Source organism: Agrobacterium vitis, assembly GCF_013337045.2.
Lineage (GTDB): Bacteria > Pseudomonadota > Alphaproteobacteria > Rhizobiales > Rhizobiaceae > Allorhizobium > Allorhizobium vitis_B.
Genome location: NZ_CP118260.1, coordinates 291,562 through 316,706 on the forward strand (window position 1 = coordinate 291,562; position 25,145 = coordinate 316,706).

Genomic DNA, 25,145 nt, shown 5'->3' on the forward strand with positions numbered 1-25,145 from the left:
ATGACCTATCTTATCAGACAAATGGGCCACGTGATCATCTCCTCGCCGGATCCCCTGGGCGCGGCACAGGATCTTTGCGATGTCGTCGGCCTGCGGATCACGGAAGTCGACGGCGAGACCGTCTATCTTTCCAGCAACGACCGCCACCACGAAGTCACCTATATCAAGGGTGACGGAAAGGCCGTTGCCTGCGGGCTGGAGGCTGTCAATGCGGATGCCGTAGACGAGGTCTATCGCCGCGCAAAATCCGATGGGCTGGAGATCTTGTCGGACAGGCCTCTGGGCAAACATTATGACCGCGCCGTTCGTCTGGTTGCGCCCGGCGGCACGATTTTCGAAGTCCATACGCCGATCACTCGCAACCAGCCTCGTCAATACAGCTATTCGACGCCGGGCGCCCGTCCGCGCCGGATCGAGCACATCAATTCCTTCGCACCTGATACCGCTGCCTACGGGGATTTCTGCGTCAAAGTTCTCGGTTTGAAGCTGTCGGACATGACAGAAGACGGTGCCTTGCGCTGGTACCGTGCCGAAGACGGCTACCATCACACCATTGCCATGGGGCCGGGCGAAAGCGGATTGCATCACTATGCCTTCGACTTGCATTCGCTTCAGGATCTTCAGACGATCGCCGACAATCTTGCCGGCAAGGAGCGCGCTCTGGTCTGGGGTCCGGGCCGTCACGGTGCGGGTGGCAATGTCTTCACCTATTATGCCGATCCACACGGATGCCTTGTCGAGAACTCCATCGAACTCGATCGGATCGACAATGATGCAACCTATGAACCGCGTAGCTGGGACATTTCGGAGGGATTGGCGGGACGCTGGCTCAACCTTTGGGGCACGCCACCCACTCCGTCGTTCCTGCGGCCGGGCATCGCTTTCGATCCGACCATCTAGATTTTGTCAGGAAAGGCCGTCTCGGCGCTTTCTGGCTGAGATTTATGCGAAGTATTACTGAAAATGGTAGTTCGTATTCCGCTCTTGAATATCTCAAGGCTTTGATAAATTTGAGATATTCGAATTTTTCCCAGGTTCTAGATGTGGTCAACATCGTTGAGACTTGGTATTTAAAGGTCGTGTCGGCGTCCTGGCTGGCTGGGAGAGGTTAGAAAATGAGTTTTACATTAAATCCTGCGTTCCGGTATCGAATGCCACTGTCCTTCGGACCAGCCCCTGGACCCCGCCAAAAGCCCGGCGGTGGCATGTGGGCGGCAGAGGAGACAGGCCGGATGAACGCCGAGTGGATGGCCGTTACCTACAGAACATTGCCCGAAAAGCTCGAGGCACTGCTTCCGCCGGGCATGGAACTGCGCGGCGAACCCCTGGTGACGGTGTCCTGCGCCTGGTTCAAGAATCTCTATTGGCTTGCGGGTCGGGGTTACGGGATTGTCGTGGTGGATTTTCCCGTTACCTATCGCGGCAAGACAGAGACGCTTGAAGGCACCTTCTGCCCCGTATTGTGGGAAGGTGCGCCTGACGCCATCATGACCGGGCGCGATGAGCTTGGCTTTCCCAAGATGTTTGCCGATATTCCGGAAATCGAGCACGACAAGGCACAAGGCACCGCCGCCTGCTCTGCCTCCTGGATGGGCTTTAAATTCTTCGATATCTCGCTGACCGACCTGGTCGAGGCTGGCAATGAACCAGCACTTCCCGGAGCGGATAATGGTCCGTCGATGTATTACAAATATGTGCCACGCACCAGTCCCGGCGGGCGTGAGGGGGCCGATATTGCTTATGTGACCACCGCAGCAGCACCGCCCGAGACTGGCGGCAGGGTCAGCAATATCAATTTCGATGGCTTTGATTTCAAACGCTGGACGGCAAAAGGCAGCGTGGCTTGGCACCGGGCGACATTCGAGCAATTGCCGCTCAGCGCCCATGTCGTCAATGGAATGGCCGATCTGGACATTCTTGAGGTCACGAAAGTGCAGATGGTGGCCTTTTCCGGTCCCGGTATTGCGGTTTCAGTCAATTCAATGCGTGCGGTCGAACCGTCTTAGACAGGGAATATTTTTATGAAATTGGCAAGATTCACAATCGATGGCGTTACCCGTCTGGGCAAGGTCGACAATCAGCGGATCGTCGATCTGACCGCCGTTGTTCCAGAGTATGGCCATTCGATGCGCCTGCTGTTGGAGGCCTATCCGACATTGCGGCCAGCGCTGGAGGCGGCCACCGAGCCGTCTTATCTGCTTGCGGATGTGCGGCTGGAAGCGCCGGTCGCCGACCCACAAAAATTCCTGGCCATCGGCATGAATTATCAGGCTCATGCCGACGAAGCTGCGGCTGCGGGTATCAAGACCCCGGAAAGCCAATTGTGGTTCAATAAACAGGTCAGTTGCATAAACGGACCTTACGGCGATGTCGTCGTGCCCGGTGTTTCAAAGATGGTGGATTATGAGGCCGAACTGGGTTTCGTTATCGGCAAACGTTGCCGCCATGTGAGCCGCGAAGATGCCCGGAGCGTGATCGCCGGCTATCTTGTTGCAAACGACGTGACCGCCCGCGACTGGCAATTCCGTTCGCCGACCTACACATTGGGCAAATCATTCGATACCCATGGCCCCATCGGCCCCTGGATCACCACGGATGACGAAATTGCCGATCCGCATGACCTCACCTTGACCTTGTCGTTGAATGGAGAGGAGCGTCAGCGCTCATCGACCGGCGATATGATTTACGACATCTATGACCAGATCGCCTATTTATCGACGGTCATGACCTTGGAGCCTGGCGACGTCATTATCACAGGCACACCATCAAATGTCGGAATTGCGACCCAGACATTTCTGAAGCCCGGTGACGTCGTCCGCGTTGAAGTGCAGGGCTTAGGGAGCATTGAAAACCGCTGCATAGCTGAAAACTAGAACCGCCTGGTTTAATCTCAGCCACAGCCTCCTACATTATACGAAGAGTCATTCAAGATGGCACTTCGTATTCCTTGTGTAACTATCTCAGGCCTCTGCGGGATCTGAGATAGTTGCAATGCCATCAAGGCGAGGATGCGGTGGCATCTTCGCCTTGGCATAGGGAGGAGACATGAAGTTTCTATCTGTGATGATCGTCTGGGCGGCAGTGATCACATCCGCTCACGCACAAAGCATGAATGCGGGCAATCATCCTGCATCCTCGACGAAGCCCTTCACCGCTAAAGAGGTCGCACGCTTCGACACCCCATGGGCGATTGCCTTTCTGCCGGATGGGCGAATGCTGGTGACGGAAAAGCCGGGCCTAATCTTTCTCGTCCTCCAAAACGGACGGAAAACGCCGGTTGCCAATGTCCCTGCCGTGGCCGCCGAAGGTCAGAACGGTCTTCTCGACATCGCCATTTCACCGAGTTTTGAAAAGAACCGCGAGGTCTATTTTACCTATTCTGAGCCAGGAGTGTCCGGCAGCAGTCTCGTTCTGTCGCGCGCGCAATTGGCCACATCCGCTACAAGCGCATCACTTGAAGACATGAAGGTGATCTGGCGCCAGACGCCAGCTGGCGGTGGCGGGCAATCCGGCGGCATTATTGCTTTCGATCCAGACGGCACGCATCTTTACTTGACGGTCGGTGACCGGATGCGCCCGGATACGGCGCAGGACCCCGACCAGGCGCGGGGCAAACTTCTGCGGCTCAATCTGGATGGCTCGACGCCTGCGGATAATCCCCATGCGGATCAAGGCGGCGTGAAAGCCCAAACCTTCACGACCGGTCATCGCAATCCCTATGGCCTTGCCTTCGGGCTTGATGGAAAACTGTGGCTGCATGAAATGGGGCCGCGGGGTGGCGACGAACTCAATCTGATAAAAGCCAATGGCAATTATGGCTGGCCGCTGGTGTCAAATGGCGACAATTACAGCGGCACGCGGATACCGCGCCACTCGACCAGACCGGAGTTTATTGCCCCGGCTCTTTACTGGAACCCGGTGATCGCTCCGGCTGGCCTTGCGATTTATGATGGTCAGATGTTCCCGCAATGGCGCGGCTCGGCACTGATTGGCGGCCTTGCCTCCATGGCTTTGGTCAGGGTGACATTCGACGGTCAAGGTGGAGCAGATGAGGCGGATCGCTTCGATATGGAGGCGCGCATCCGTGATGTGGCGGTTGCCCCTGATGGGGCGGTGTGGGTTATTGAAGACGATAGTGAGGGGCGTCTGTTGCGTCTGACGCCCGTCAAAAGGTGAGACTTGTTGGTGATCGTCACCCCGTCTGCCCGGCGGGGTGCATTGAGCTCAACAGCGCGCTGATCTGCACGGTGCTGAAGTTTGAATAGGTGTCCGACACGGCATAGGGCAGGGCGATGAGGTCACCGTGGCGCATGGCGCCGCAGGAATAGACGACATTGGGTACATAGCCTTCACGCTCGGTTGGTTCCGGTTGCAACAGAGGCTCGACCGTGCGCGCCAGGATGATGCTTGGGTCCTGCTTGTCGAGAAGGGTGACGCCAATCGAATAACGGCGCATCGGGCCGACCCCATGGGTAAAAAGCAACCATCCCTCATCGATCTCGACAGGCGATCCGCAATTGCCGATCTGAACAAACTGCCAGGCAAATTCCGGCTTCATCAAAACCTGTCCCTCATCCCAGTGATGGAGATCGTCTGAATACAGCAGGAAAAGGTTTTCGCTGTCCTGACGGGCAATCATCGCAAAGCGCCCGTTGATGCGCCGTGGAAAAAGCGCCATGCCCTTGTTGCGGGCTGCCGGACCCCGCAGCGGCGTCAGCGTGAAACTCAGGAAATCCTGGGTTTCCAGAAGCTCAGAGCGGATCGATGAGCCACTATAGGCCGTGTAGGTGGCGAAATAGACGGTCTTGCCATCGTCATCGAAAGCCACGAACCGGGCGTCCTCTATCCCGTTCGATTGGGCTTCTGTCACCGGAAAGATCACGCGCTCGCTGAGATCGCTTTCACTGTCGAAGCTGATGCCGATGCAGCCTGCCGGTGACAGGCCATCACTGGCATGGATGTGCGGCAGGCCTGCAAGCCGGACTGGCGGGTCGATGGTGACCGCTCCTTCGGCATCGATCATGCCCGTTCGGAAGGTCAGGGAGGAAATATGTCCTTCTCCAACGGCTCGCAGGCTGATGATCACCCGGCAGCACCCTTGCGCCATACCGGTCTGGTCGGGATGCGCAATGATGCTTGGATTGAAGAGAGCTGCGGATTCAAACGAATATTCGTTCATGAAATACGCGCCAACCAATTGTCTTTGCTGCTGACTGAAGCTTTGATGCTGGGAGAAAGCATCCTCCATCGCATCGGCACGCAATTCGAACTGGCGCAGCAGGTTGCGATGCCGGCCTTCGAAATTGTCGAGAATGTCACGCAGCTGGTTCGTCGTGCCAGTCGGATCGAGAGACAAGACACGGTCGACAATTTCATTCGCCCGGTTTTTATCGCGCGGGTTCAGGTGACGTGGTTCCGTCGAGGGCTTGAAGGGCCGGACGATGACACGGGTGGGATCAGGCCGGAGATAGAGGGCCTGCCGATTGAGGAGGCTTGAATGGGGCAAGGCTGATCCTTTTTTGATTGGGCGCTGGACGAGGGCTTAGAGTTTGTCAGGGAAAAGTGGTCACCGGTTTTCCCGAAAAGACAAACGAAAACAAAAAACGAGAGTCTGTCTGGTTCAATTTGAACCTGACAGACTCTAAGAAAGCTGTTGTAGCTCTGCCAGCTTCGGTGCGGTCTGCGTCAGGCGGGCTGCCCGGCCAACTTCAAAGCAGGAGATTAAGTAGCAGAGCACGGATTCCGCTCCCCGGTTTTCGTTGGCCCGATCTGGATGCAATCCGTCCCGGCAACTGCCGGTTTCCGGATCGACAAGGGAGAGACCGTGATCGTTGCTGCCGGTAAACCAGGAAAATGTGCGTGTGGCGGCGTCCAGCCATGTCTTGTCGCGGGTAGCATCATAGGCGGCAAGGCAGGCGGAAATTGTCGCTGTTGCTTCTACCGGCTGCTGGTCGAAGAGCTTGGGCGCTTCGCCCACATCGAAAAATCCATCAGTGCCGACCGGCCGGAACTGGCCACCGGAAGCCGTCTGCTGCTGCATCAGCCAGCGCAGCGTTCTGAGGCCGGTATCCATGAGTTCGTCAGAGCCGGTCGCCATGCCCGTGGAAATCAGTGCCTGCGGAATTCGGGCGTTTTCATAGGAAAGCCCGTCTTCAAACCAATGACGGTCTGCTGTTGATACCTTGCGTTCAAGCTTCATCAGGCGCTCTGCAAGCACTGTGCGCAGATCTGCTGCCGTGTCATCCTCTGGCGTGACGCTGCAATAGGCATCAAGCCCGATCAGGGTGAAAGCCCAGGCCCGTGGCGAATGGAAATGCTCGACCACAGGGGCCGCCTTGGCAAACAGGGCCGCTGCCCAGTGGCGGCGCGGGCGGTCGCTGTCGGATGTGGCACAGACGCCGAGCGCCCAGAGCGTTCGGCCATGGCTGTCTTCAGAGCCCTTGTCTTCCAGCCACCGGCGGTCAAAGCTCATGAAGTTGCGAAATTGTTTCAGGTCGGGATTCCAGGCATGCTGGATGAAGCTGGCGAAAGAGGCGGTTCTGCTATCACGGATGCCTGTTTCTCCGGCACCCGCCAGATGGCAGGCAAGGATCAGCGCGCGGGCATTGTCATCCACGCAGTAGCCATGCGCACGGTCCGGCACGGAGAACACCGCATGTTGGAAGATGCCGGTATCATCGCACATGGCATTGAAATGGCCGAGTTTCAAACTCGCGCCTTGCTGCGGGCGGGTCATGCTTTGCGTTATGAGGTCGCGGATCAGGCGGGGCCGGTAGGCCGCGCGCGCTGTCTCGATACTTTTCAGATAGAGCGACGCGATCTGCGGCCAGATCATCGAGCGGCCCGTCTCATAGGCGGCCTGGCGCATCGCCTGACGCGCCTGGTCGTTATCAAGCAATCGGGCAATCGCCTCACCTGTCGCCTGCGCATCGCTGAACGGGACGAGGATGCCTCGGTGGTCGGCAAGAAGCTCACGGGCATGCCAGTAAGGGGTCGATACCACCGCGCTGCCCATGCCGAAACTGTAGGCGAGCGTTCCCGACGTCATTTGCGCCTCATCACGATAGGGCGTCACATACACATCGCACATGGCGATGAAGTCCAGAAGGGTCGGCACATCGACGAATTGGTTGAGAAACACGACGGATCGTTCGACGCCGAGTTGTTCGGCACGGATGCGCAGGCTGTCGCGATACGCTTCCTTCTCCCGGCGCAGCAGCGTGGGATGCGTCGCTCCAAGGACGATATACAGCGCGTCGGGCTGTACCTTCAAAATGGCTGGCATGGCATCGATGACCACTTCGATACCCTTGTTGGGGGAAAGAAGTCCAAAGGTCAGAATGATCTGCCGCCCGCTATAGCCCATCTTGCCTTTGGCAAGCTCCGGGTCGTGGAAGGCTTTGTCGGGAATGCCGTGGGGTATGACATCAATTTTGCCGGGGGCCACGCCATAGACATTTTCGAGAAACTCGCGTCCCTTGTCTGCCATGACCACCACGCGGCTCGATGCTGCGGCGACCTGTTGCAGCACCCGTTTCTGGGACGGTGTCGGTTCGGCAAGGATGGTGTGAAACGTGGTGATGACGGGAATTCGCAGATGTGACAGCAGGGTGAGAATGAACTCGCCATCCGGGCCACCGAAGATACCGAACTCGTGCTGCAAGGAGACGGCCCGGTAATCCCCGTTGTTCAGGATACGGGCCGCGGTCACATAGTCCTCGATTTCGCCATCGCGGATGTCAAACACCACATTGGCCGGATAGGCGTAGTTCAGTTTGTCATCGGTCATCGCGATGATGCTGGTCTCGATCCCCTCTGACGGATTGGACATGGCGTGGCTGAGGTCGGTGGTGAACGTTGCGATCCCGCACTGCCTTGGAAGCGAATTGCCAATAAATGCGATACGCTTGGTCTTGATCATCAGAGGTTCCCTTCAGAACGCCGTCGCCGGTGGGTTGACTGCCGGCTCGTCCCTGGACCGGGAGCCTGCGATGGTTTGAACAGTGAATGTCTTTCTGGTTCCTCTTGAACCTGGCGCAGCTATCCAGTTGCGGCGAGGTATGTTGTCCGATCCTTTTCCATGGCTGCGTCCAGATCCAAATTGTCGATGGCGACAAGGCTGGTTGTCGTCCCCTTGGCAATTTCGATCAGGGTTGCCACCCGCCGGTAGGCGAGCCAGGAAATACCGGTAATCTGCTCCTCATCATCCTTGACCTGATAGTCACCGGCGGGCTGCGTACCCTCAAGGCCGGGAAGGGTGAACGGACATTCGAAATGCACGATGCGACTTGTGGTTCTGGTAAACATCAATCTGGCTTCCTTGGACGGCCACGGCAGGATCATCAGGCTGGCACGGCGGGTTCGGCACGGCATGAACCGTGTCGCGCAATTTAAAAAAATGGAGGCGCCGCATCTATCGACGGTGAGCTGCAATCAGGGAGCTGGAATTCAGCCGTTCCGTAACGAGACTGAAACTGTTTTATCAATGTCCATCATGAGCGACAAAACGAATGCCTTGCGCAAATGGAGCCATCATAAAACGAGTGACGTTTTGGCGCAGGCCCCGTTTTGTCGTGAGATATCCCAGGCAAGCGCTGTGTGATGCCGTTGGTGCAAGGCCGAGGTGCACGTTGCCAATTGGCTTGAATGGGTCGATTGGCTTGAAAGGAGTGTCGGAAGACATGTTGTCCTCCTTTATTGGGGCCAGGGTGCGTGCCGCCCAGAAAATGACAGCGCCCTTACAATGGCTGACATCGAGATAGAAATGGGGTTTTGCGTCCAGATTGCAAGGCGCGATTGTGATTTATCTCGTGGCACCTCCCTCAATCACGTGTTTCCAAGACAGTCTACCCGGTCTCGCTTGGCGTAACCGCTGACGTCAGCGGTTACGCTCATTTTTTGGAACGGAGATGGGGATTTTGCCGATCAATCGTCCAGAGGCACGGATGCTTTTCCGAGTTTTACCGAGGGCTCCCGCGCCCAGACGCGCAGTTTGCCCAGTTTTTCGATGAAATCGGCAAGACCATCTTCTCCGGGAAGACCAATGGTGCCTTCATCGAGATCTTCGGTTATGCCAGCCTTCTCCAAAAGGGGCATGGCGCTTTGGGTATAACCGATGAACTTGCAGTGCTGGAAGGCGTCGGCAACGAAATCCCGTGCCGTTGCTTCCTTCACAAGATCTGTCATGCCTGCATCTGAAACCAGAATCGCTACGGCGTCAAACAGGACGGATGGCCCGCCATCGATCATATGATGCGCTTCGATCCAGGTGCCGTCGGAACCGGTCACGCCGCCAACCTTCGGGGCAATCAACTCGAATTCGGCTTTTGCTGCCGTGACAGCGCCAGTCAGCGCCTTGAGAAGTTTCACGTCGACGCCATCGGTGATCAACACACCCAGTTTGCGGCCTTCGAAGCGCTTGGGGCCGCGCTTGATGATGCTGAGTGCAGGGGACGGCTCAAGGTCGTCGCGTGTCGGCACAGCCGCATCAGCCGGCTTGGGCATGGTTTTGAAGCCCAGTTTTTCTGCCACGGTATTGGCGAGCGTTTCATCGATATTCATCAGATGCGCCACCATCCGTTCCCGGATAACTGGCATTTCCACTTTGCTCAGCTCGAACGTGAGAGCGGCTGCAATGTGGCGCTGTTCCGGAGGCGTCTGGCTGATATAGAATTGCCTGGCCTGACTATAGTGATCGGCAAAGCTTTCCGGGCGCAGGCGAACCTTTGCACCCTGTTCCTCGGCAGGGAAATGACGATAGCCGCGTGTTTGCGATTCTCGCGGTCCCTCGCCGAGAGAGTTGGGCTGATAATTCGCCCGACCGACCGGATTGCGCATCGCCATATGGCCATCCTGCTGGAAATTCGCGAAGGGACACTTTGGTGCATTGATTGGCAAATGCGTGAAGTTCGGTCCGCCCAGACGTTTCAGTTGGGTGTCGAGATAGGAGAAGTTGCGGCCTTGCAACAAAGGGTCGTTGCTGAAATCGATCCCCGGCGGAACATTCTGGGTCATGAATGCCACTTGCTCGGTCTCTGCAAAGAAATTATCCGGCATCCGATCCAGCACCAGACGACCGATTGCCTTCGGAGGCAGGATTTCTTCCGGGATGATTTTTGTCGGATCAAGCACGTCGAAATCAAAGCTGTCGGCAAATTCCTGGTCGAACAGCTGGACCTGAAGTTCCCATTCGGGAAAGTTTCCAGACTTGATTGAATGCCACAGATCGCGTCGATGGAAGTCCGGATCGGCGCCATTGATTTTGACCGCTTCATTCCAGGCCACTGACTGAAGACCAAGCTTCGGTTTCCAGTGAAACTTGACGAAGGTGGATTCGTCATTGGCATTGATGAAGCGGAACGTATGGACGCCGAAACCTTCCATGAAACGCAATGATCTTGGGATTGTCCGATCCGACATGGTCCACATGATCATGTTCATGCTTTCGGGCGTCAGAGAGATGAAATCCCAGAAATTGTCATGGGCGGTCTGCGCCTGGGGAAAGGCCCGGTCCGGCTCCTGTTTGGCGGCGTGGATAAGATCGGGAAACTTGATGGCATCCTGAATGAAAAACACCGGGATGTTGTTGCCAACCAGATCCCAGTTGCCTTCCTTCGTGTACATCTTCACCGCAAAGCCGCGTACGTCGCGGGCAAGGTCGGCTGAGCCCTTGTTTCCCGCTACCGTCGAAAACCGAACGAAAACAGGGGTTTTTTCACCGGGCCGCTGGAACACGTCGGCGCGCGTATAGTCCGCCAGGGACTCGTAGGTTTCGAAGAAACCGTGAGCACCGTAGCCGCGGGCATGAACAACGCGCTCTGGAATGCGCTCATGGTCGAAATGGAAAATCTTTTCTCTGAAATGGAAGTCGTCAACGACAAGCGGGCCGCGATCACCGATGCGAAGGGAGTTCTGATCGTCTGCGACAGGTCCGCCTTGTGCTGTGGTCAAAATCGCATCGCCTTCGGCGATCTGGTGAAGCTCGCCACCCTTGCCGCGCACAAGTTTCTGATCGTGGATGGTGGCCTCATTCGAGATTGCAGCCGCATTCTTGCCTGTGGTTTGGGACCGTTGCTTTGGCATATTCTCTCCGCGATTTTGTTGAGGTACAAAAGCGAACTGAATACGCAGCTATTGGTTCCATTGTTTTCGCGCGCAACCGGTCACAATGCGACCCGGACATCTGCCGCGTCGCATCCCGTCACCATCAGAAATGCTCCCTGGTTTTCGCGAAACAGGCGGCCAAAGGCGCCAAGGCTCTGTCTGTTTGGGTGGCTTCAGAACACTTGGCGCAGGACCACGTAAAGCACAAAGGCGATGGCAATCGAGGCAGGGAGTGTCAAGACCCAGGCCATCAGCATATTGCGCACCGTGGACCATTGCAGGCCCGAGCCGTTGGCGGTCATGGTGCCAGCCACACCTGATGACAGGACATGGGTTGTCGAAACAGGCAGGCCAAAATGGTCGGCGGCCCCGATCGTCACCATGGCGACGATTTCAGCGGCTGCACCCTGGCCATAGGTGAGATGGGTCTTGCCGATCTTTTCGCCGACAGTGACAACGATGCGCCGCCAGCCGATCATCGTTCCCAGGCCAAGCGCCAGGGCCACAGCAACCTTCACCCAGGTCGGAATGAACTTCGTCGCATTGTCGACCGCCTTGTGATAGGCGCTGACGGCAGCAAGATCGCCTGCCTCCATCGGCAGCAGCTTCTGCTTGTCGATCAGCTTCAAGGCCTCACCGATCAGATAGATATCGTTTCTGATATTTTGCACCAGATGGCTCGGGACTGCTTCCAGGGTTGGAAAAGCGGCGACTTCCGCGCTTGTCGCGTGGATATATTGCTGGAGGGCGAATGTCGTGGTGTCGCTCCAGGTCTTGGTCTTGACGGCATCCGCGACGGCGGCTTTTGCATCTGCAACCGACACACCCGGCTTGATATATTTGCCGAGCGCGGTCTCGACCTGTGCCGAGGAAGATTTATATGCTTCGAGATAATTCACATCCGGTGTGCGGTTGAGGGCGAAGGCGGTCGGCACCAGGCCGATCAAGATCAGCATGATCAGGCCCATGCCTTTCTGACCGTCGTTCGATCCATGTGCAAAACTGACACCAGTACAGGTGAAGATCAGCAGGCCACGGATCCAGAGCGGCGGCGGCTGATTGGTTTTCGGCTCCTGGTAGAGCGCCTTGTTCTTCACGAACAGTTTCATGGCCAACAGCAGGATGGCGGAAAAGCCAAAGCCGATCAGCGGTGAGATCAACAGGGACAGGCCAATATTGGTCGCTTGCGACCAGTCGACGCCGCTGGTGGCCGAACCCGCCGGTGCCAGAAACTGATTGGCGAGACCGACACCGATAATCGAGCCGACCAGGGTGTGTGAACTGGAGGAGGGCAGGCCCAGATACCAGGTGCCGAGGTTCCAGACGATGGCAGCGATCAACAGGGCAAACACCATGGCAAGGCCGGAGCCTGAGCCAACCTGAAGGATCAGTTCCACCGGAAGAAGGGAAAGAATTCCGAAGGCGACAGCGCCGCTCGATGTCAGAACGCCGAGAAAATTGAAGAATCCCGACCACATGACCGCGAATTCAGCGGGCATCGAGCGGGTGTAGATCACGGTGGCGACGGCATTTGCCGTATCGTGGAAGCCGTTGACGAACTCAAACCCGAGCGCGATCAGCAGCGCAAGCCCCAAAAATATCCAGGGAACCGCGACGGTGCTGGTCAGATCCTGGCCAAGTGCGTAGCCGATATAGCCTAGTCCGACCAACAGGACCACGCCGAACACCGGCATGAACCACTTGCCCGATCCATGCGCCCGATCAAGGGGATGGCCCGCGCTGCCGAGCGGCGAATTCGAAGGCGCTAATTCAGCCATTCAAGGTCCTCACATTTGATATTTGTTAAGGAGTTTTGGCGGCTTTGAGTGAACCTTTCATGACACCCACCTCGCCACAGGCTTTCTCTTTAATGAAAGAGGTCACTGCGAAAGCGCATTTATGCCAGGCGCTAGGTAAGCAAAAACCTTTCCGGAAATTTGAGTAGTTGAGATGGATGCAATTTAAGCGATTATTTAATTTGTGGTTGCCCGAAGTCATACAGGCGGCTTGTTTCTTCTGTTTCAAAGAGTGAGTGAGCAATAAGTATATTTATTGTCATTGCGCCGTGACCTTTCACTAAACCTTCGCAGATCCGTTGTTTGGCTGTCATAATGCCGCCCCATTACACGCTCCGTCGAAGGAGCGCATAATGATGCAACATTCTCTAAAACTGGCTGGAATTGGAAAAAGCTTCGCATCTGATGATATTCTGAAGAATATCGATCTCGATGTCCGTCCTGGCGAGTTCCTGTCGCTTGTTGGCATGTCCGGCTGCGGCAAGTCGACCCTGTTGCGGATCATCGCTGGATTGGAGCGGCCCGATCGCGGCCAGGTTCTGATCGACAATTCGGATGTGACCGACATGGATCCGAGCGACCGCAACTTGGCGATGGTGTTCCAGTCCTATGCGCTCTATCCCCACATGACTGTGCGGCAGAACATTGCCACGCCGCTGCGGATGCGGCGCTTGTCGCTTGCGGGTCGATTGCCTTTGATCGGGCGTCTGGTTGCGCCTTCCGAGATTGTGAAAGACATCAAGCGCAGCGTTGAAGAGGCTGCGGAGACATTGCAGATTTCGCATCTTCTGGATCGCAGGCCTGCCCAGCTCTCAGGCGGCCAGCGGCAGCGTGTGGCGCTGGCGCGGGCGCTGGTGCGCTCGCCTGCCGCCTTCCTGATGGATGAGCCACTTTCCAATCTCGACGCCAAGCTTCGCGCCCATATGCGCGAAGAGCTTGCCGGCCTGCATCGCCGCCTTGGCGCGACCTTCATCTATGTCACCCATGATCAGATCGAGGCCATGACCATGTCGGACCGTGTCGCGCTGATGCATGAAGGCCGGATCGAGCAATTGGGGACACCCGATGAACTGTACCACCGGCCAGCGACATTGACGGTGGCGCGTTTCATCGGCACCCCCTCGATCAATCTTCTGCCTGTCATGATCGGCGTGCAGGGGCAGGTTACCGCTTTCGGAAAGGACCTCGACCTGAGGGCAACCGAACAGGATAGCGGACCGGCAACGCTAGGCCTTCGGCCCGAAGACCTGCGGACCCAAGATCTGAGGGCGGGCGGCAACGGCTTTGCCGTGCGCGTCCAGCGCAGCGAGACCCATGGCGCCGACCGGTTCGTAACCTGCCGTCTTGTCGATGATGAAACGGTCGTGGTGACGATGCGGCAAGGCGCGAGAGAAGCTATCGGTGCTGATGCACATGGTCTGATGACCATTGGCTTTACAGCTGAGCGCGCTCATCTGTTTGGCGCAGATGGCACGCGCTGCGCCGTTTCTATTCGTGAACGGGTGGCGGCATGAGCGCCGTCTCGTCCTCCACTGTGCTAACAGCCAGACCTGTTGCGATCCGTCGGACAATGGAGCGCAGGATGGTCCGCCGTGGCCTGTTGTTTGCCGCTCCGGCCGGTCTGCTGCTTCTGGCGATCTATATCATTCCGATGCTGGTGCTGGCCGCTTTTTCGGTGACGGATTATCAGCTCGGTGCTCTCACCATTCACTTTGTCGGGCTCGGAAATTTCATCAAGGCCTTTCACGATCCCGTCTTCACGCGTGCGGTGATCAACACGGCGATCTACGCCGTGATCGTCATTCCCTTTGGCGTGTTCCTGGCGCTCGGCGTGGCGCTTCTGGTTCATAATCGCAAGCGCAGCCGGGCCTTCTGGGAAGTCGCCTATTTCCTTCCGGTTACCGCGACGCTCGTGGCGATGGCGACGGTCTGGCAATTCCTGCTGCACCCCTCACTCGGGCCGGTGAATGCGGCAATCAAATGGCTGGGCTTCGAGCCCGTCGCCTTCCTGTCCAATCCGATGCTGCTCATTCCAACCATGGCATGGATTGGCATCTGGCAGGTTCTTGGCTTCAACATGGTGTTGTTCCTTGCCGGGCTGACGGCCATTCCCAAGGATTTGCACGAGGCCGTTCGGCTGGACGGTGCCAAAAATGCCATCGACCGGTTTTTCACCGTCACCTGGCCCATGCTGGGACCGACCACCTTGTTCGTGGTTGTCACAACCTCGATCTCGGCTTTCAAGGTGTTCGAAACCGTCGCGGTGCTGACCAAGGGCCGTTCGGGGTCGGAAACCCTGCTGTTCGATCTCTATCTCGAAGGGTTCGAATATTCGAATACCGGTTACGCCGCAGCTTTGACGCTGCTCTTCCTCGCCATCGTCCTGATCCTGTCGATTGGCCAGACACTGCATATGGACCGGAAGGTACATTATTAATGATCCGGCTTCGTACCTATCTTCCGCACGTCGTTTTGGCTGCTGGCGCTTTCGTCATGCTCTTGCCGTTCTACTGGATGGTTTTGACTTCGATCCGTTCGCCATCGGAAATATTCAATGTTTCCCTCTGGCCGATCCCGGAAAAATTCGAGGGTCTGGAAAACTACGCAAGGGCTGCCAGTCAGGTGCCGATGGCACGCTTCATGCTGAATGGCGTCATCGTCTGTTTTGGCATCCTGTTCGTCCAGGTCCTGACCGCGGTTCCCGCAGCCTATGCCTTGGCAAAACTTCGCTTCCCAGGGCGAAAACTGTTGTTGACGCTGGTGATTGCCGCGCTCTGCGTGCCGATCCAGGCACTGGCCTTGCCTCTCTTTGTCGGACTGGCGAAGGCACAACTCCTCAACACCTATTTCGCCATGATGGCGCCCTTCTTCCTGTCGGTTTTTGCAATCTTCCTGTTTCACCAATCTTTCCGCAGCTATCCCGATGAAATCATCGAGGCGGCACGGATGGATGGTTTTTCCGAGATGGAAATCTGCTGGGGCCTGGTCTTGCGAGGCTCACTGCCGTCGCTTGCGGCGTTTGCAGTCTTTTCGCTGGTTGCCCATTGGAATGATCTCTATTGGCCGATGATCGTGATTTCCGACACCAATCTGGCTCCGCCGCCTCTGGGCATGCTGTTGTTCGCGGATGTCGAATCCGGTGCGAATTACGGTGCGCTTATGGCTGGCGCAACACTAATTACCGCGCCGATGGTGCTGTGCTTCCTCCTGGCACGGCGGCACTTCATCGCGGGTATCACCATGACCGGCGTCAAGTGACGTCGTTCACATGCTCCTCCTCCCAACCTTTTCGGAGACGACAATGAAAATGAACCGACGCACCGTGGTGAGCGGTCTGGCTTTCGGCCTGGCTGCTGCCGCGCTTTCCACGCCCGTGCTGGCTGCTGACGAAGTCACGCTCAACGTGCTTTACAATCTGCCAGGCTTCACAAAATTCCATCAGCCGCTGGCCGATGCGTTCATGAAGAACAATCCCAATGTAAAGATCAATTTTCTGGCGCCCGCTCCAGGCTATAACGAGGGTCAGCAGCAGGTTCTGCGCGCCGCCGTGACCGGCAATCTACCCGATGTTTATTTCTCAGGCTTCAACCTGACCGCCGAACTCGTTCACACACTGGCGCCCCGCAACCAGATCACCGATCTGGCGCCGTTTATCGCGGCGGAAGGCGGCCAGGCCTTCCTCGACAAAAATTACAACCCGAAAATGGCGGCCCTCGGCCAGATTGATGGTAAGCAATACGGCCTGCCCGTCAATGCCTCTTCGCCAATCATCTATATCAATGCTGACCTGGTGAAGAAGGCTGGCGGCGATCCGGACAATATGCCGAAAACCTTTCCCGAACTGATCGCGCTGGCCAAGAAGATCCACGGGCTCGATCCGAAAATCTCCGGCATGAGCTACGACATCAATGGTTGGCCGGATGATTGGCTTTGGCAGGCATTGATTCTCGAGCAGGGCGGCACATTGGTCAATGAAAAGACCAAGACTGTGGCTTTTGACAACGAGATTGGCCTCAATGCTCTGAAAATGATTCGCCAGTTCGTGACCGAGGGTGGTCAGACCCTGCTCGACTGGGACCAGTCCCGTCAGCAATTCGGTGCCGGTCTCACCGGTTTCATCTTCTCGACACCGGCTCATGTCCAGACGATCGAGGGACTGGTGGGCGACCGTTTCAAGCTGAAGACGGCAACCTTCCCGCTGGACAACCCGGAAAAAGGTGGCGTGCCGACGGGCGGCAACTCAGCCGTGATCCTGACGCAGGACAAGGCCAAGCAGGACGCCGCCTGGAAATACCTGAAATGGATCACCGGTCCTGAGGCCCAGAACACCATCGTGCGGATCACCGGCTATCTGCCGACCAACAAGCTTGCAACCGGTTCGGACTATCTCGCGCCTTATTATGCCGAGCATCCGAATGTAAAGACCGCCTCGCTCCAGGCAGACCGGTCCTTGCCGTGGGCCGGTTATCCAGGTGGGGATTCCGTTCGCGTCTGGCGCACGCAGCGCGACATTATCGGCACGGTAATGCGCGGTGAAGTGACGCCGGAGGTTGGCCTAAAGCAGATGGTCGACCAGACCAACGCATTGTTGAAATAACCAATCGTTCAGGGAATCGACGATGCTTGTGCATCGTCCTTTTGAAGAACGGCAAAGCTGCGGGGAATTTTCTCCGCGGCCATTTTCCAGAAAGACGGATAATGAAGATCATCCAGATCACCGATACCCATCTCATGCCACCGGGCATCATCGTCAACGGCGTCGACCCTGAAAAGCAGCTGCGTGCGGCGGTGGGTGACATTGTTGAAAAGCATGCCGATGCAGATCTTCTGGTGATGACCGGTGATCTCTGCAATCACGGCGATCCCGAGGCCTACGAACTTCTACGCGAAATTCTGGCGCCGGTACCCTTCGACATCCGCCTGATGCTTGGCAACCATGATCGCAGGCCGGAATTCCAGGCGGCTTTTCCAGCCCAGCCATGTGATAGCAATGGTTACATCCAATCCTTTGCGGATACGGAATTCGGACGGCTGCTGTTTCTGGACAGTCATGAAGCGGGTGTCATCGGCGGCATGTACGGTGCCGACCGCCTTGCATGGCTCGATACTACCTTGGAAAGCGCTGGCGATTTGCCCGTCACAGTTTTCATCCATCATCCACCGATGGATTGCGGTATCAGGCATTTCGAAAACATCGGCCTGCATGACGATGGCGCGCTGATGCGCCGCCTTAGCACCCATCGGCCAGGTATCCGTCATATTGTGTTCGGTCATATCCATGTGCCGCTTGCCGGCACAAGCGCTGAAGGCATCAGCTATAGTTCCGGTCAGGCTTGCGCGCACCGCTTCATCACCGATCTCGATGCGCCCGACCCGCTCTGGACCGGTGGCAATCCCTGCTATCGGATCATTTGCCTTGATGATCACGGACTGCGTGCCTATGGCGCCGAAGTGGGGGAGGCTATCTTCGGGCAAGCGTCCATTTGCGAAGGGCCATGAAGACATCCCAGTGAATTGGATGGCTTTGTGGTTCGCATTGGAACAAGCAGATGAAACCGCACCGCTGTCTCCAGCGGTGCGGTTTTCGTTATCGTATTATCGCTGTACCGAGATGAAATGATCCGTGGTGAACTCTTCAACGGCCCATTTGCCGTTAAAGCGCCCAAGACCGGAGTTTTTCTCTCCACCAAACATCACATGCGGATAGTCATGGATGGTGATGTCGTTGATATGGGACATTCCAGCCTCAATCTGCTGGGCAAAGGCCAATCCACGGGCCGCATCGCGGGTGAAAACGGCGCTGGAAAGGCCGAATTCGGTGTCATTGGCGAAAGCCAAGGCCTGGGCTTCATCTTGAGCGCGGATGATCGGTGCGACCGGGCCAAAGATCTCATTGCGGGCGAAGTCGGAATCATTGGTTACGTCGGCGAAGACATGCGGTGCAACCACCCGTCCCTCGATTGGGCCGGATACGCATTCGCGGAAGCCGCTGTCGCGCGCCCGCGCAATACTTGCGGTGACGCTGCGCAGCTGGCTGTCGTTGCAGAGCGGGCCGATCAAGGTATCCGGCTCGTTCGGGTTTCCGAATTTGATCGTCTTTACTGCAGCAGTAAACGCCTCGACGAAGTTGTCATAAATCGAGGCATCAACGATGATGCGGTTCGTGCTCATGCAGATTTGGCCTTGATGCATGAAGCGGCCGATCAGGGCTGCTCCCACGGCCTTTTCCAGGTCGGCATCATCGAGAACCACCAGCGGTGCATTGCCGCCAAGCTCAAGGCCTACACGCTTGAGCAGGGAGGATTCACCCGCCACCTGGGCGATATGGCGTCCGACAGGTGTGGAGCCGGTGAAGGTGAGGACGCGAGGAACCGGATGACGCGAGAAAGCGTCGCCGATGACGCTCGAGCTACCGACCACGACATTGAGCAAGCCTGCGGGCAGGCCAGCTTCCTCATAGATCTTGGCCAACAGAAGGCCGCCTGTGACCGGCGTGTCGTTCGATGGTTTCAAAACCACGGCATTTCCAAGCGCAAGCGCTGGCGCCACAGAACGGTTCGACAGATGCAGCGGAAAATTCCACGGGCTGATGACGCCGACGACGCCGACGGGCTTTTTGTAAACCCGGGCTTCCTTGCCTGGCTTGTCGACTGGAATGATATGTCCCTGGGCGGCAGCGGGCAAGGTGAAGGCTTCCAGCATGCCAGCGCGCACCGCGCCCCATTCTATGCCAGCTTTGATGCGCGTACTGCCGGATTCACGGATAATCCAGCTAATGATTTCTTCCTTGCGGGCGTCAAGAATCGAGACCGCTCTCAGGAACACCGCTGCGCGCTCGCTCGGCAATACCCGCGCCCATTCGGTTTGGGCAGCCTTGGCTGCACCGAATGCACGATCGAGGTCACCAAGACTTGCCTGGGCGATTTCCGCCACAACCGTATCATCGTAAGGATTACGATCGATGGCGGTGTTTCCCTCGGTGCCTTCCACCCAGCGACCGGCAATATACTGTCCGGAAAACCCTTCATAGGCCTGTGGTTGGAATGCGGACTGACCAATATTCTGTTGCAAGACGTCTCCTCCTCTTGCCGGTTTTACGCGCCTTCGCCACGCCAATGCCGCCAGCATAGGATGGCGGTAAACGAAGGCGGTCTATCTCTTTGCGGCGGGAAGAATACGGCGAAAGCCTCAGTCAATCAATACGAATTATTGATTTATGATAAAAATGGTAATTCATAATTTTTATTGTATCAATAAATGATTTTATAAAGCGCTCAGTCCGTTGTCTTTTATGCTCTCGCTTTTTAAAGGCTCATAGCCTGGCCGCTTTATCCGTTTCTTAGAGTTTGTCAGGGAAAAGTGGAAACCGGTTTTCCCGAAAAGACAAGCGAAAACAAGAAAATCTAGTGTCTGTCTGGTTCAATCTGAACCTGACAGACACTAGAGGAAATCGGTTCTGGATAGTTCCTCCGTGTTTTCAAAGGCATTCTCCACCCAATCCAGAATAGTTTTTACGTCCTTTGGTTGCGTCGTGTCGATATTCAAAGCCGGGCCAAGCCCGATGGGTTTCGCACGCTGCGCAAGTTCGATAAGTTCCGGGATATAGGATGCGCCGGGATGACCGGGAAGGCGATTTTCAAGCCTTGATCTATAGCGCTCGCCTATCGTCTCGGCGGGGGCGTGGCACCAGAGTTCAACGATCTGCGTGATGCCGGCCATGGCGATATGCTGTTGCAGAACATCTGCTGGCTGAAATCCAAACCAGGCATCAACGATGAAGGTGGTTCCCGGAGCGGCAGCGCGGATGATGGAGAAAATCGACTTGTAGCTCGCGCGTCCCAGGAGGCGATTGAAGGGGCGGTCCACATTGTCCATCAATTCCAGGAAAGGGTTCTTGATCTCATCCAGGCTCAATACCTGCCAGCCGGTTTCACCGGCGATTTTATGGGCGATCGCGCTTTTGCCGGAGGCGGGTACGCCGTTTACCATGACCAGTCTCTTGTCAGGGGCAGATTTGCCATGATGGCCAGCGTTGATGAGATCGAAGGCCGCCAGCCCGCAGCCGATGACACCGGCATCGTCGTCGAGGCGTGCTCCCCGAATATCCGCTTCATACCAGGTCTCGCTGCGAGGCAGAAAACTGAGGGCAGCTAAGGCTGCCTTGCCCATGCCTCCACCAAGCAGAACCACGTCCGGGTCGAAGGCGGCGGAGAGCGTGTTAATGGCTGACTTCAGGGGCGCGGCCCATGCCGTCATCACCTGCAAGGCAGCCTCATCTCCTGCTTGCGCAAGCGCCAGGATGGCTTCAAATCGCGTTTCAGGTGCGTAGCCTGCCTCGCGGAGATGGCGTTGCAAGGCGGTTCCTGAGGATTCCGTTTCAATGCAGCCGCGTTGACCGCATGGACATGGTTGACCATGGAGATTGACGACAAGATGGCCCAATTGGCCAGCGCATCGTCTGCCATTGACGATCCGGCCATTTTCCATGACGGCACCGCCAATCCCGGTTCCGATGGTCAGCATGACCGAACTGTTCATTCCCCGCGCCGCGCCCACGCGGGCCTCGCCAATCAGGGCCATGCTGCAATCATTTGCAACGGTTACCGGACGAGCTGATGTCGCTGACATCTCAGACTGGAGATCACAGCCGGATAGGTTCAGAAATCCGCCCGATATGATCTTTCCCGTCCAGCCATCGACGCGGCCGGGTATTCCTATTCCAATCGCCGCGGCGTGCGCACCGTCCATCCCGTGGATCAGGCTCTTTATAAGAGTAACGGCCTTGGAGGGGTCGCGGCTGCCTGTAACCGACGTCTTACGGATGATTTCGCCTTTTGGCGAAATCTGTGCCGCACGCATGTTGGTTCCGCCGACATCGATGCCGATAGAGAACAATTGAAGAGACATGACATCCGCCGATCTTACGCCGCAACTCTCTGCTTGTTGCGGTAGCGCCCGATAATGTCTTGAATATCATGCAATCGAGACACGGCAATTGTCGAAAGCTTCTGTTGTGAGACATTTCGGTCAAGGTCGATGCAGTCTTTCCAAAGGGAGCGGCCAGCGATGACGCCGGAGGCGCCGTTCTTCATGGCGGCCTCGACCTGGTGAAGAAAGGTTTCATGATCGACGCCAGCCGAAAGCACGGCCCAAGGCACATCGCCGGCAACCTTCGTGACCTCGGCGCAGGCTTTTTCGGAGCCGGGATAAGGAATTTTCAGAACTTTGGACCCCAGCTCCAGGCAGGCGCGTGAGCCTTCGACAATAAGTTGCGGAATCTTGGCCTGATAGGCTTCACGGCTTTCGCCTTCAAGCTGGTAGGTCAGGAATTCCACGACCAGAAGAAAGTCCTCGCGGGCGAAATCCTCTATGGTCCTCTTCAGGGTTTCAAGGTTTGCAACATTGGCCGCCGGGGTATCCATCCGCAGATAGACCATGACCTTGCCGCCGGTGGCCCCAAGGGCGCGAACGCGCCGCGCATCGACACCTTCCACCATCTTGGAAATGCGATAGCCTTCTGGCGACGTGTCCCATCCGGAGGCATCGATGCCGATCAGAAGGGCCGTATCCCTTGGAAGGATGTCGTTGTCGATCAGCCCGGGTACGGCGCAGATGGGGTCAACGAGCACGCAGCCGGCATGAGAGGCGAGATAGCGCGCAATGTCAGCCTTGGTTTCTCCCAGAATATCATTGTCGATTTTTGCCTGTTCTTCCGGGGTCGCGGCAAGAATGGATCGCATACCGCCGCGCTGGTCGCATGCAATAACCATCATGGATCCGCTACCGTCGCAAATTTGATGGTATCCGCGTCGTTCTGCCGTCGTCATTGCCGTCATGTGTCCACTCCGAAAGAAATTGCAGGCAAAAGCGAACAGCGCAAAGCTTTAGCCATGCGCGGGCTCTCCTGCGTCAGGTGATTTGATGATGCCTTGAAAGTCGCAGGGCCTTGGACGTCATAGGGCCTGGGAAGTCACAGGGAAGGGCGCCGTATTGCATTGAGTCCGGAGCCGTTTCAGTGTAGCCTTCCCGCTTCGTGTAACACATTTCAGAAAGGAATTGCAAGCTGCTTCCGCAAACTTCACAGGATACGGCGTCCCGGGCGACATTGCATATGGTCGCAAAGCTGCATTACGAAGCGGAGATGTCTCAGGTTGAGATCGCGCGCAAGCTTGGAATCTCGACCGCGACCGTCTCCCGTTTGCTTCAACGGGCCAGGGTGCTTGGGATCGTCAAGATCGAGGTGCTTGACCTTGTCTCGCCCGCCGGTCTGACCCAGGAATTGATCGAGGCGCTGTCCCTGAAGAGGGCGGCGGTGATCGATACCCCATCGACAGGTGTTCTGGGTGCGCTGGCAAAGCCGTTGGGCGATTTGCTCAAGGAAGAAGGCCTGGCCGCAGGGTCGGTCATCGGCATCGGTTGGGGTCGTGCCATACGTGAGGTTATTGCCGCTGGCTTGCCGCGTATCCCGGGCATTGTTGCCGTCGCGTTGAACGGCGGTCTCCAGCAATCAGCGCCGCATTTCCAGATTAGCGAATTCGTCCGCCAGGCCGCTGATCAACTGGGTGGCAGCGCCCATTTCCTGCACGCGCCTTATCTTTCCTCCGCCGAATTGAAGGATGCCTTTCTTGCCGATGCATTCGTGCAGGAAACAACGAAACTTTGGGATCGCTTGGATTGCGCGATTGTCGGTATAGGGCTGCCGCATGCTATCAATCCGCCTGAGGCGAGTGCCGCGACAGTGAATGAGCGCGCCATTGGAGGCGCGGTTGGTGACGTCATCAGGCACTATGTCGATATCAACGGCAGGCTTTTATCCTGGGATGGGGAAGAGCGAATGATTGCAGCATCCAGCCAGCAGCTTTGCAAAGCCAAACTCTCCATCGGTGTGGCCGCAACAGTCGAAAAGGCAGCTGGAATCATTGGAGCGGTCCGTTCCGGAATGATCAATTCCCTGGTTACCGACGCCAATACCTGCATCGCAATTCTCAATCTTCTCCAACAGGATACGCCTTCCCAGACTTCGGAAAAACAGACGAAAGCGAAAAAGAAATAAGTTTCTGAAAAAAATTTCTTGACGGCAAGATGAAAACCGCGTGATGATGCTGTCGTGAATTGAGTACTAAATTCACGACAGATGACTGTTTCGATTTGGGAGGAGAGAAACATGGAACGTCGGCATTTTCTTCAATCTGCGACCGCTCTTGCCTTGTCCGCACCGGCTGTTCTGGCGGTTACGCGGGCTCAAGCCGAAAGTAAGAAATTCAAAATTGCGCTCATTCCGGGTCTAACGACCGATGCGTTTTATATCACAATGCACAAGGGCGCAGAAGCCGCAGCCGCAGCCATTGGCGCGCAGATCATCTTTCAAGGGGCCCCGGATTTCAACCCGGTAACACAGGTTCCTGTCCTTGATGCGGTCATTGCGAAAAAGCCGGATGCCATTCTCATCGCTCCCACCGATACGACCCAATTGGTGCAGCCTCTCAAAAAAGCTGCGGATGTCGGCATTCCGCTGATCACGGTCGATACATTCATCGGGACCGGTGACTATCAAACCGGCGCAGGGGACGGGGATTTTCCGTTGTCCTATATCGCATCCGACAATGTTCTGGGCGGCGAAATCGCAGCGCGCTCTTTGGCGTCGGCCATTGGTGACAAAGGCAAGGTCTACGTCTCCAACGTAAAGCCCGGCGTATCGACGACGGACCAGCGTGAGCAGGGGTTCAAATCCGAGATGGCCAAACATCCCGGCATCACGGTTCTCGAAACGCAGTTCAATGACAATGACGCTAACAAAGCCGCCTCTCAGCTCCAGGCTGTCTACGCTCGCAATCCAGATTTGGCCGGCGTATTTGGTGCCAATCTGTTTTCCGGGCTTGGATCGGCGAATGGCGTCCAGCAGGCTGGTCAGTCCGGCACAATCAAGGTTGTGGCTTTCGACGCACCAGGGTCGGTGGTGGACAATTTGAAATCCGGCCTTATCGATTTTGCAATCGCTCAGCATCCTGCGGAAATCGGCTATTACGGGGTGATCTCCGCCTATGCGCACCTGACCGGGCAGTCCATCCCAACCAAGATTGGGACTGGCTTTACGGTCATCAACAAGAGCAACGTGACTGATCCAGCCATCGCTCGGTTCATCTACGCTGAATAGACCTCCACGGCCTCGTTAAAACGTCAGCCAAGGCTGATCGGACGCCAGGATAAGCGTCCAAATCCCTTCATTGACAGCTGACCAGAACTCAG

The 25,145-nt window shown here is 56.7% G+C and carries 20 protein-coding genes; 11 read left to right on the forward strand and 9 right to left on the reverse strand.

Going from position 1 to position 25,145, the window contains the following annotated elements:
• The 4 genes from G6L01_RS19225 (at nt 1) to G6L01_RS19240 (ending at nt 4,176) form a co-directional block, all read left to right on the forward strand.
• Nucleotides 1-900, forward strand: a complete 900-nt coding sequence (locus tag G6L01_RS19225) for a VOC family protein (protein WP_070168025.1) — start codon at nt 1-3, stop codon at nt 898-900.
• 215 nt (nt 901-1,115) lie between these two features.
• A complete protein-coding gene (locus G6L01_RS19230; protein WP_070168027.1) occupies nt 1,116-2,006 on the forward strand; it encodes an acetoacetate decarboxylase family protein in 891 nt (296 codons plus the stop codon).
• A gap of 15 nt (nt 2,007-2,021) precedes the next feature.
• On the forward strand, nt 2,022-2,873 hold the full coding sequence (locus G6L01_RS19235) for a fumarylacetoacetate hydrolase family protein (protein WP_070168028.1): 852 nt from the start codon (nt 2,022-2,024) through the stop codon (nt 2,871-2,873).
• 172 nt (nt 2,874-3,045) lie between these two features.
• Nucleotides 3,046-4,176, forward strand: a complete 1,131-nt coding sequence (locus G6L01_RS19240) for a PQQ-dependent sugar dehydrogenase (protein ID WP_070168029.1) — start codon at nt 3,046-3,048, stop codon at nt 4,174-4,176.
• Nucleotides 4,177-4,192: 16 nt separating this feature from the next.
• Here G6L01_RS19240 and G6L01_RS19245 read toward each other — a convergent pair whose 3' ends face one another.
• The 6 genes from G6L01_RS19245 to G6L01_RS19270 all read right to left on the reverse strand — a co-directional run bounded on the left by G6L01_RS19245 (nt 4,193) and on the right by G6L01_RS19270 (nt 12,881).
• Nucleotides 4,193-5,506: a glycoside hydrolase family 130 protein gene (locus G6L01_RS19245; protein WP_070168031.1), complete on the reverse strand. Its 1,314-nt coding sequence runs from the start codon at nt 5,504-5,506 to the stop codon at nt 4,193-4,195.
• A 135-nt stretch (nt 5,507-5,641) separates the two neighbouring features.
• Nucleotides 5,642-7,921 (reverse strand): glycosyltransferase family 4 protein, encoded by a 2,280-nt coding sequence (locus G6L01_RS19250; protein ID WP_070168032.1) that lies wholly within the window; start codon nt 7,919-7,921, stop codon nt 5,642-5,644.
• Nucleotides 7,922-8,040: 119 nt separating this feature from the next.
• Complete coding sequence (locus tag G6L01_RS19255) at nt 8,041-8,373, reverse strand: hypothetical protein (RefSeq protein ID WP_234891883.1); 333 nt, start codon at nt 8,371-8,373, stop codon at nt 8,041-8,043.
• Nucleotides 8,374-8,482: 109 nt separating this feature from the next.
• Nucleotides 8,483-8,683 carry a hypothetical protein gene (locus G6L01_RS19260; RefSeq protein WP_139190104.1) on the reverse strand — a complete coding sequence of 67 codons (201 nt, stop codon included), beginning with the start codon at nt 8,681-8,683 and terminating at the stop codon, nt 8,483-8,485.
• A gap of 242 nt (nt 8,684-8,925) precedes the next feature.
• Nucleotides 8,926-11,082, reverse strand: coding sequence for a catalase (gene katE, locus G6L01_RS19265; protein ID WP_070168034.1), 2,157 nt, complete (start codon nt 11,080-11,082; stop codon nt 8,926-8,928).
• 194 nt (nt 11,083-11,276) lie between these two features.
• Nucleotides 11,277-12,881 carry an inorganic phosphate transporter gene (locus G6L01_RS19270; RefSeq protein ID WP_070168035.1) on the reverse strand — a complete coding sequence of 535 codons (1,605 nt, stop codon included), beginning with the start codon at nt 12,879-12,881 and terminating at the stop codon, nt 11,277-11,279.
• Nucleotides 12,882-13,252: 371 nt separating this feature from the next.
• Here G6L01_RS19270 and G6L01_RS19275 point away from each other — a divergent pair, with 371 nt between their 5' ends.
• The 5 genes from G6L01_RS19275 to G6L01_RS19295 all read left to right on the forward strand — a co-directional run bounded on the left by G6L01_RS19275 (nt 13,253) and on the right by G6L01_RS19295 (nt 18,398).
• Entirely contained in the window at nt 13,253-14,413 is a 1,161-nt protein-coding gene (locus tag G6L01_RS19275) for an ABC transporter ATP-binding protein (protein WP_070168036.1), read from the forward strand.
• A gap of 56 nt (nt 14,414-14,469) precedes the next feature.
• Entirely contained in the window at nt 14,470-15,336 is an 867-nt protein-coding gene (locus G6L01_RS19280) for a carbohydrate ABC transporter permease (protein ID WP_322192600.1), read from the forward strand.
• Nucleotides 15,336-16,157, forward strand: coding sequence for a carbohydrate ABC transporter permease (locus tag G6L01_RS19285; RefSeq protein WP_070168038.1), 822 nt, complete (start codon nt 15,336-15,338; stop codon nt 16,155-16,157). Before G6L01_RS19280 ends, G6L01_RS19285 begins: the two co-directional genes overlap by 1 nt.
• A 43-nt stretch (nt 16,158-16,200) precedes the next feature.
• The gene (locus G6L01_RS19290; protein WP_070168039.1) at nt 16,201-17,496 is read left to right on the forward strand and encodes an ABC transporter substrate-binding protein; all 1,296 of its coding nucleotides are present in this window, start codon (nt 16,201-16,203) and stop codon (nt 17,494-17,496) included.
• A gap of 101 nt (nt 17,497-17,597) precedes the next feature.
• A complete protein-coding gene (locus tag G6L01_RS19295; protein WP_070168040.1) occupies nt 17,598-18,398 on the forward strand; it encodes a phosphodiesterase in 801 nt (266 codons plus the stop codon).
• A gap of 96 nt (nt 18,399-18,494) precedes the next feature.
• Here G6L01_RS19295 and G6L01_RS19300 read toward each other — a convergent pair whose 3' ends face one another.
• From G6L01_RS19300 to G6L01_RS19310, 3 genes are all read right to left on the reverse strand, one after another.
• Complete coding sequence (locus tag G6L01_RS19300; protein WP_234891881.1) at nt 18,495-19,970, reverse strand: aldehyde dehydrogenase family protein; 1,476 nt, start codon at nt 19,968-19,970, stop codon at nt 18,495-18,497.
• A 369-nt stretch (nt 19,971-20,339) separates the two neighbouring features.
• Nucleotides 20,340-21,806, reverse strand: a complete 1,467-nt coding sequence (locus G6L01_RS19305) for an ROK family protein (RefSeq protein WP_070165196.1) — start codon at nt 21,804-21,806, stop codon at nt 20,340-20,342.
• A 14-nt stretch (nt 21,807-21,820) separates the two neighbouring features.
• The gene (locus G6L01_RS19310) at nt 21,821-22,735 is read right to left on the reverse strand and encodes a tagatose-bisphosphate aldolase (RefSeq protein ID WP_070165197.1); all 915 of its coding nucleotides are present in this window, start codon (nt 22,733-22,735) and stop codon (nt 21,821-21,823) included.
• A 275-nt stretch (nt 22,736-23,010) separates the two neighbouring features.
• Here G6L01_RS19310 and G6L01_RS19315 point away from each other — a divergent pair, with 275 nt between their 5' ends.
• The gene (locus tag G6L01_RS19315) at nt 23,011-23,952 is read left to right on the forward strand and encodes a sugar-binding transcriptional regulator (RefSeq protein ID WP_070165198.1); all 942 of its coding nucleotides are present in this window, start codon (nt 23,011-23,013) and stop codon (nt 23,950-23,952) included.
• Nucleotides 23,953-24,063: 111 nt separating this feature from the next.
• Nucleotides 24,064-25,053, forward strand: a complete 990-nt coding sequence (locus G6L01_RS19320; RefSeq protein ID WP_071205691.1) for an ABC transporter substrate-binding protein — start codon at nt 24,064-24,066, stop codon at nt 25,051-25,053.
• Nucleotides 25,054-25,145 lie beyond the last annotated feature (92 nt).

Excerpts from the sequence above, each read along its gene's own strand:
- G6L01_RS19275 (WP_070168036.1), top strand. The coding sequence starts at position 13,253 with ATGATGCAACATTCTCTAAAACTGGCTGGAATTGGAAAAAGCTTCGCA.
- G6L01_RS19270 (WP_070168035.1), bottom strand. The coding sequence starts at position 12,881 with ATGGCTGAATTAGCGCCTTCGAATTCGCCGCTCGGCAGCGCGGGCCAT.
- G6L01_RS19230 (WP_070168027.1), top strand. The coding sequence starts at position 1,116 with ATGAGTTTTACATTAAATCCTGCGTTCCGGTATCGAATGCCACTGTCC.
- G6L01_RS19280 (WP_322192600.1), top strand. The coding sequence starts at position 14,470 with ATGGAGCGCAGGATGGTCCGCCGTGGCCTGTTGTTTGCCGCTCCGGCC.
- katE (WP_070168034.1), bottom strand. The coding sequence starts at position 11,082 with ATGCCAAAGCAACGGTCCCAAACCACAGGCAAGAATGCGGCTGCAATC.
- G6L01_RS19225 (WP_070168025.1), top strand. The coding sequence starts at position 1 with ATGACCTATCTTATCAGACAAATGGGCCACGTGATCATCTCCTCGCCG.
- G6L01_RS19260 (WP_139190104.1), bottom strand. The coding sequence starts at position 8,683 with ATGTCTTCCGACACTCCTTTCAAGCCAATCGACCCATTCAAGCCAATT.
- G6L01_RS19250 (WP_070168032.1), bottom strand. The coding sequence starts at position 7,921 with ATGATCAAGACCAAGCGTATCGCATTTATTGGCAATTCGCTTCCAAGG.
- G6L01_RS19285 (WP_070168038.1), top strand. The coding sequence starts at position 15,336 with ATGATCCGGCTTCGTACCTATCTTCCGCACGTCGTTTTGGCTGCTGGC.
- G6L01_RS19290 (WP_070168039.1), top strand. The coding sequence starts at position 16,201 with ATGAAAATGAACCGACGCACCGTGGTGAGCGGTCTGGCTTTCGGCCTG.
- G6L01_RS19255 (WP_234891883.1), bottom strand. The coding sequence starts at position 8,373 with ATGCCGTGCCGAACCCGCCGTGCCAGCCTGATGATCCTGCCGTGGCCG.
- G6L01_RS19235 (WP_070168028.1), top strand. The coding sequence starts at position 2,022 with ATGAAATTGGCAAGATTCACAATCGATGGCGTTACCCGTCTGGGCAAG.
- G6L01_RS19315 (WP_070165198.1), top strand. The coding sequence starts at position 23,011 with ATGGTCGCAAAGCTGCATTACGAAGCGGAGATGTCTCAGGTTGAGATC.
- G6L01_RS19295 (WP_070168040.1), top strand. The coding sequence starts at position 17,598 with ATGAAGATCATCCAGATCACCGATACCCATCTCATGCCACCGGGCATC.
- G6L01_RS19320 (WP_071205691.1), top strand. The coding sequence starts at position 24,064 with ATGGAACGTCGGCATTTTCTTCAATCTGCGACCGCTCTTGCCTTGTCC.
- G6L01_RS19305 (WP_070165196.1), bottom strand. The coding sequence starts at position 21,806 with ATGTCTCTTCAATTGTTCTCTATCGGCATCGATGTCGGCGGAACCAAC.
- G6L01_RS19310 (WP_070165197.1), bottom strand. The coding sequence starts at position 22,735 with ATGACGGCAATGACGACGGCAGAACGACGCGGATACCATCAAATTTGC.
- G6L01_RS19240 (WP_070168029.1), top strand. The coding sequence starts at position 3,046 with ATGAAGTTTCTATCTGTGATGATCGTCTGGGCGGCAGTGATCACATCC.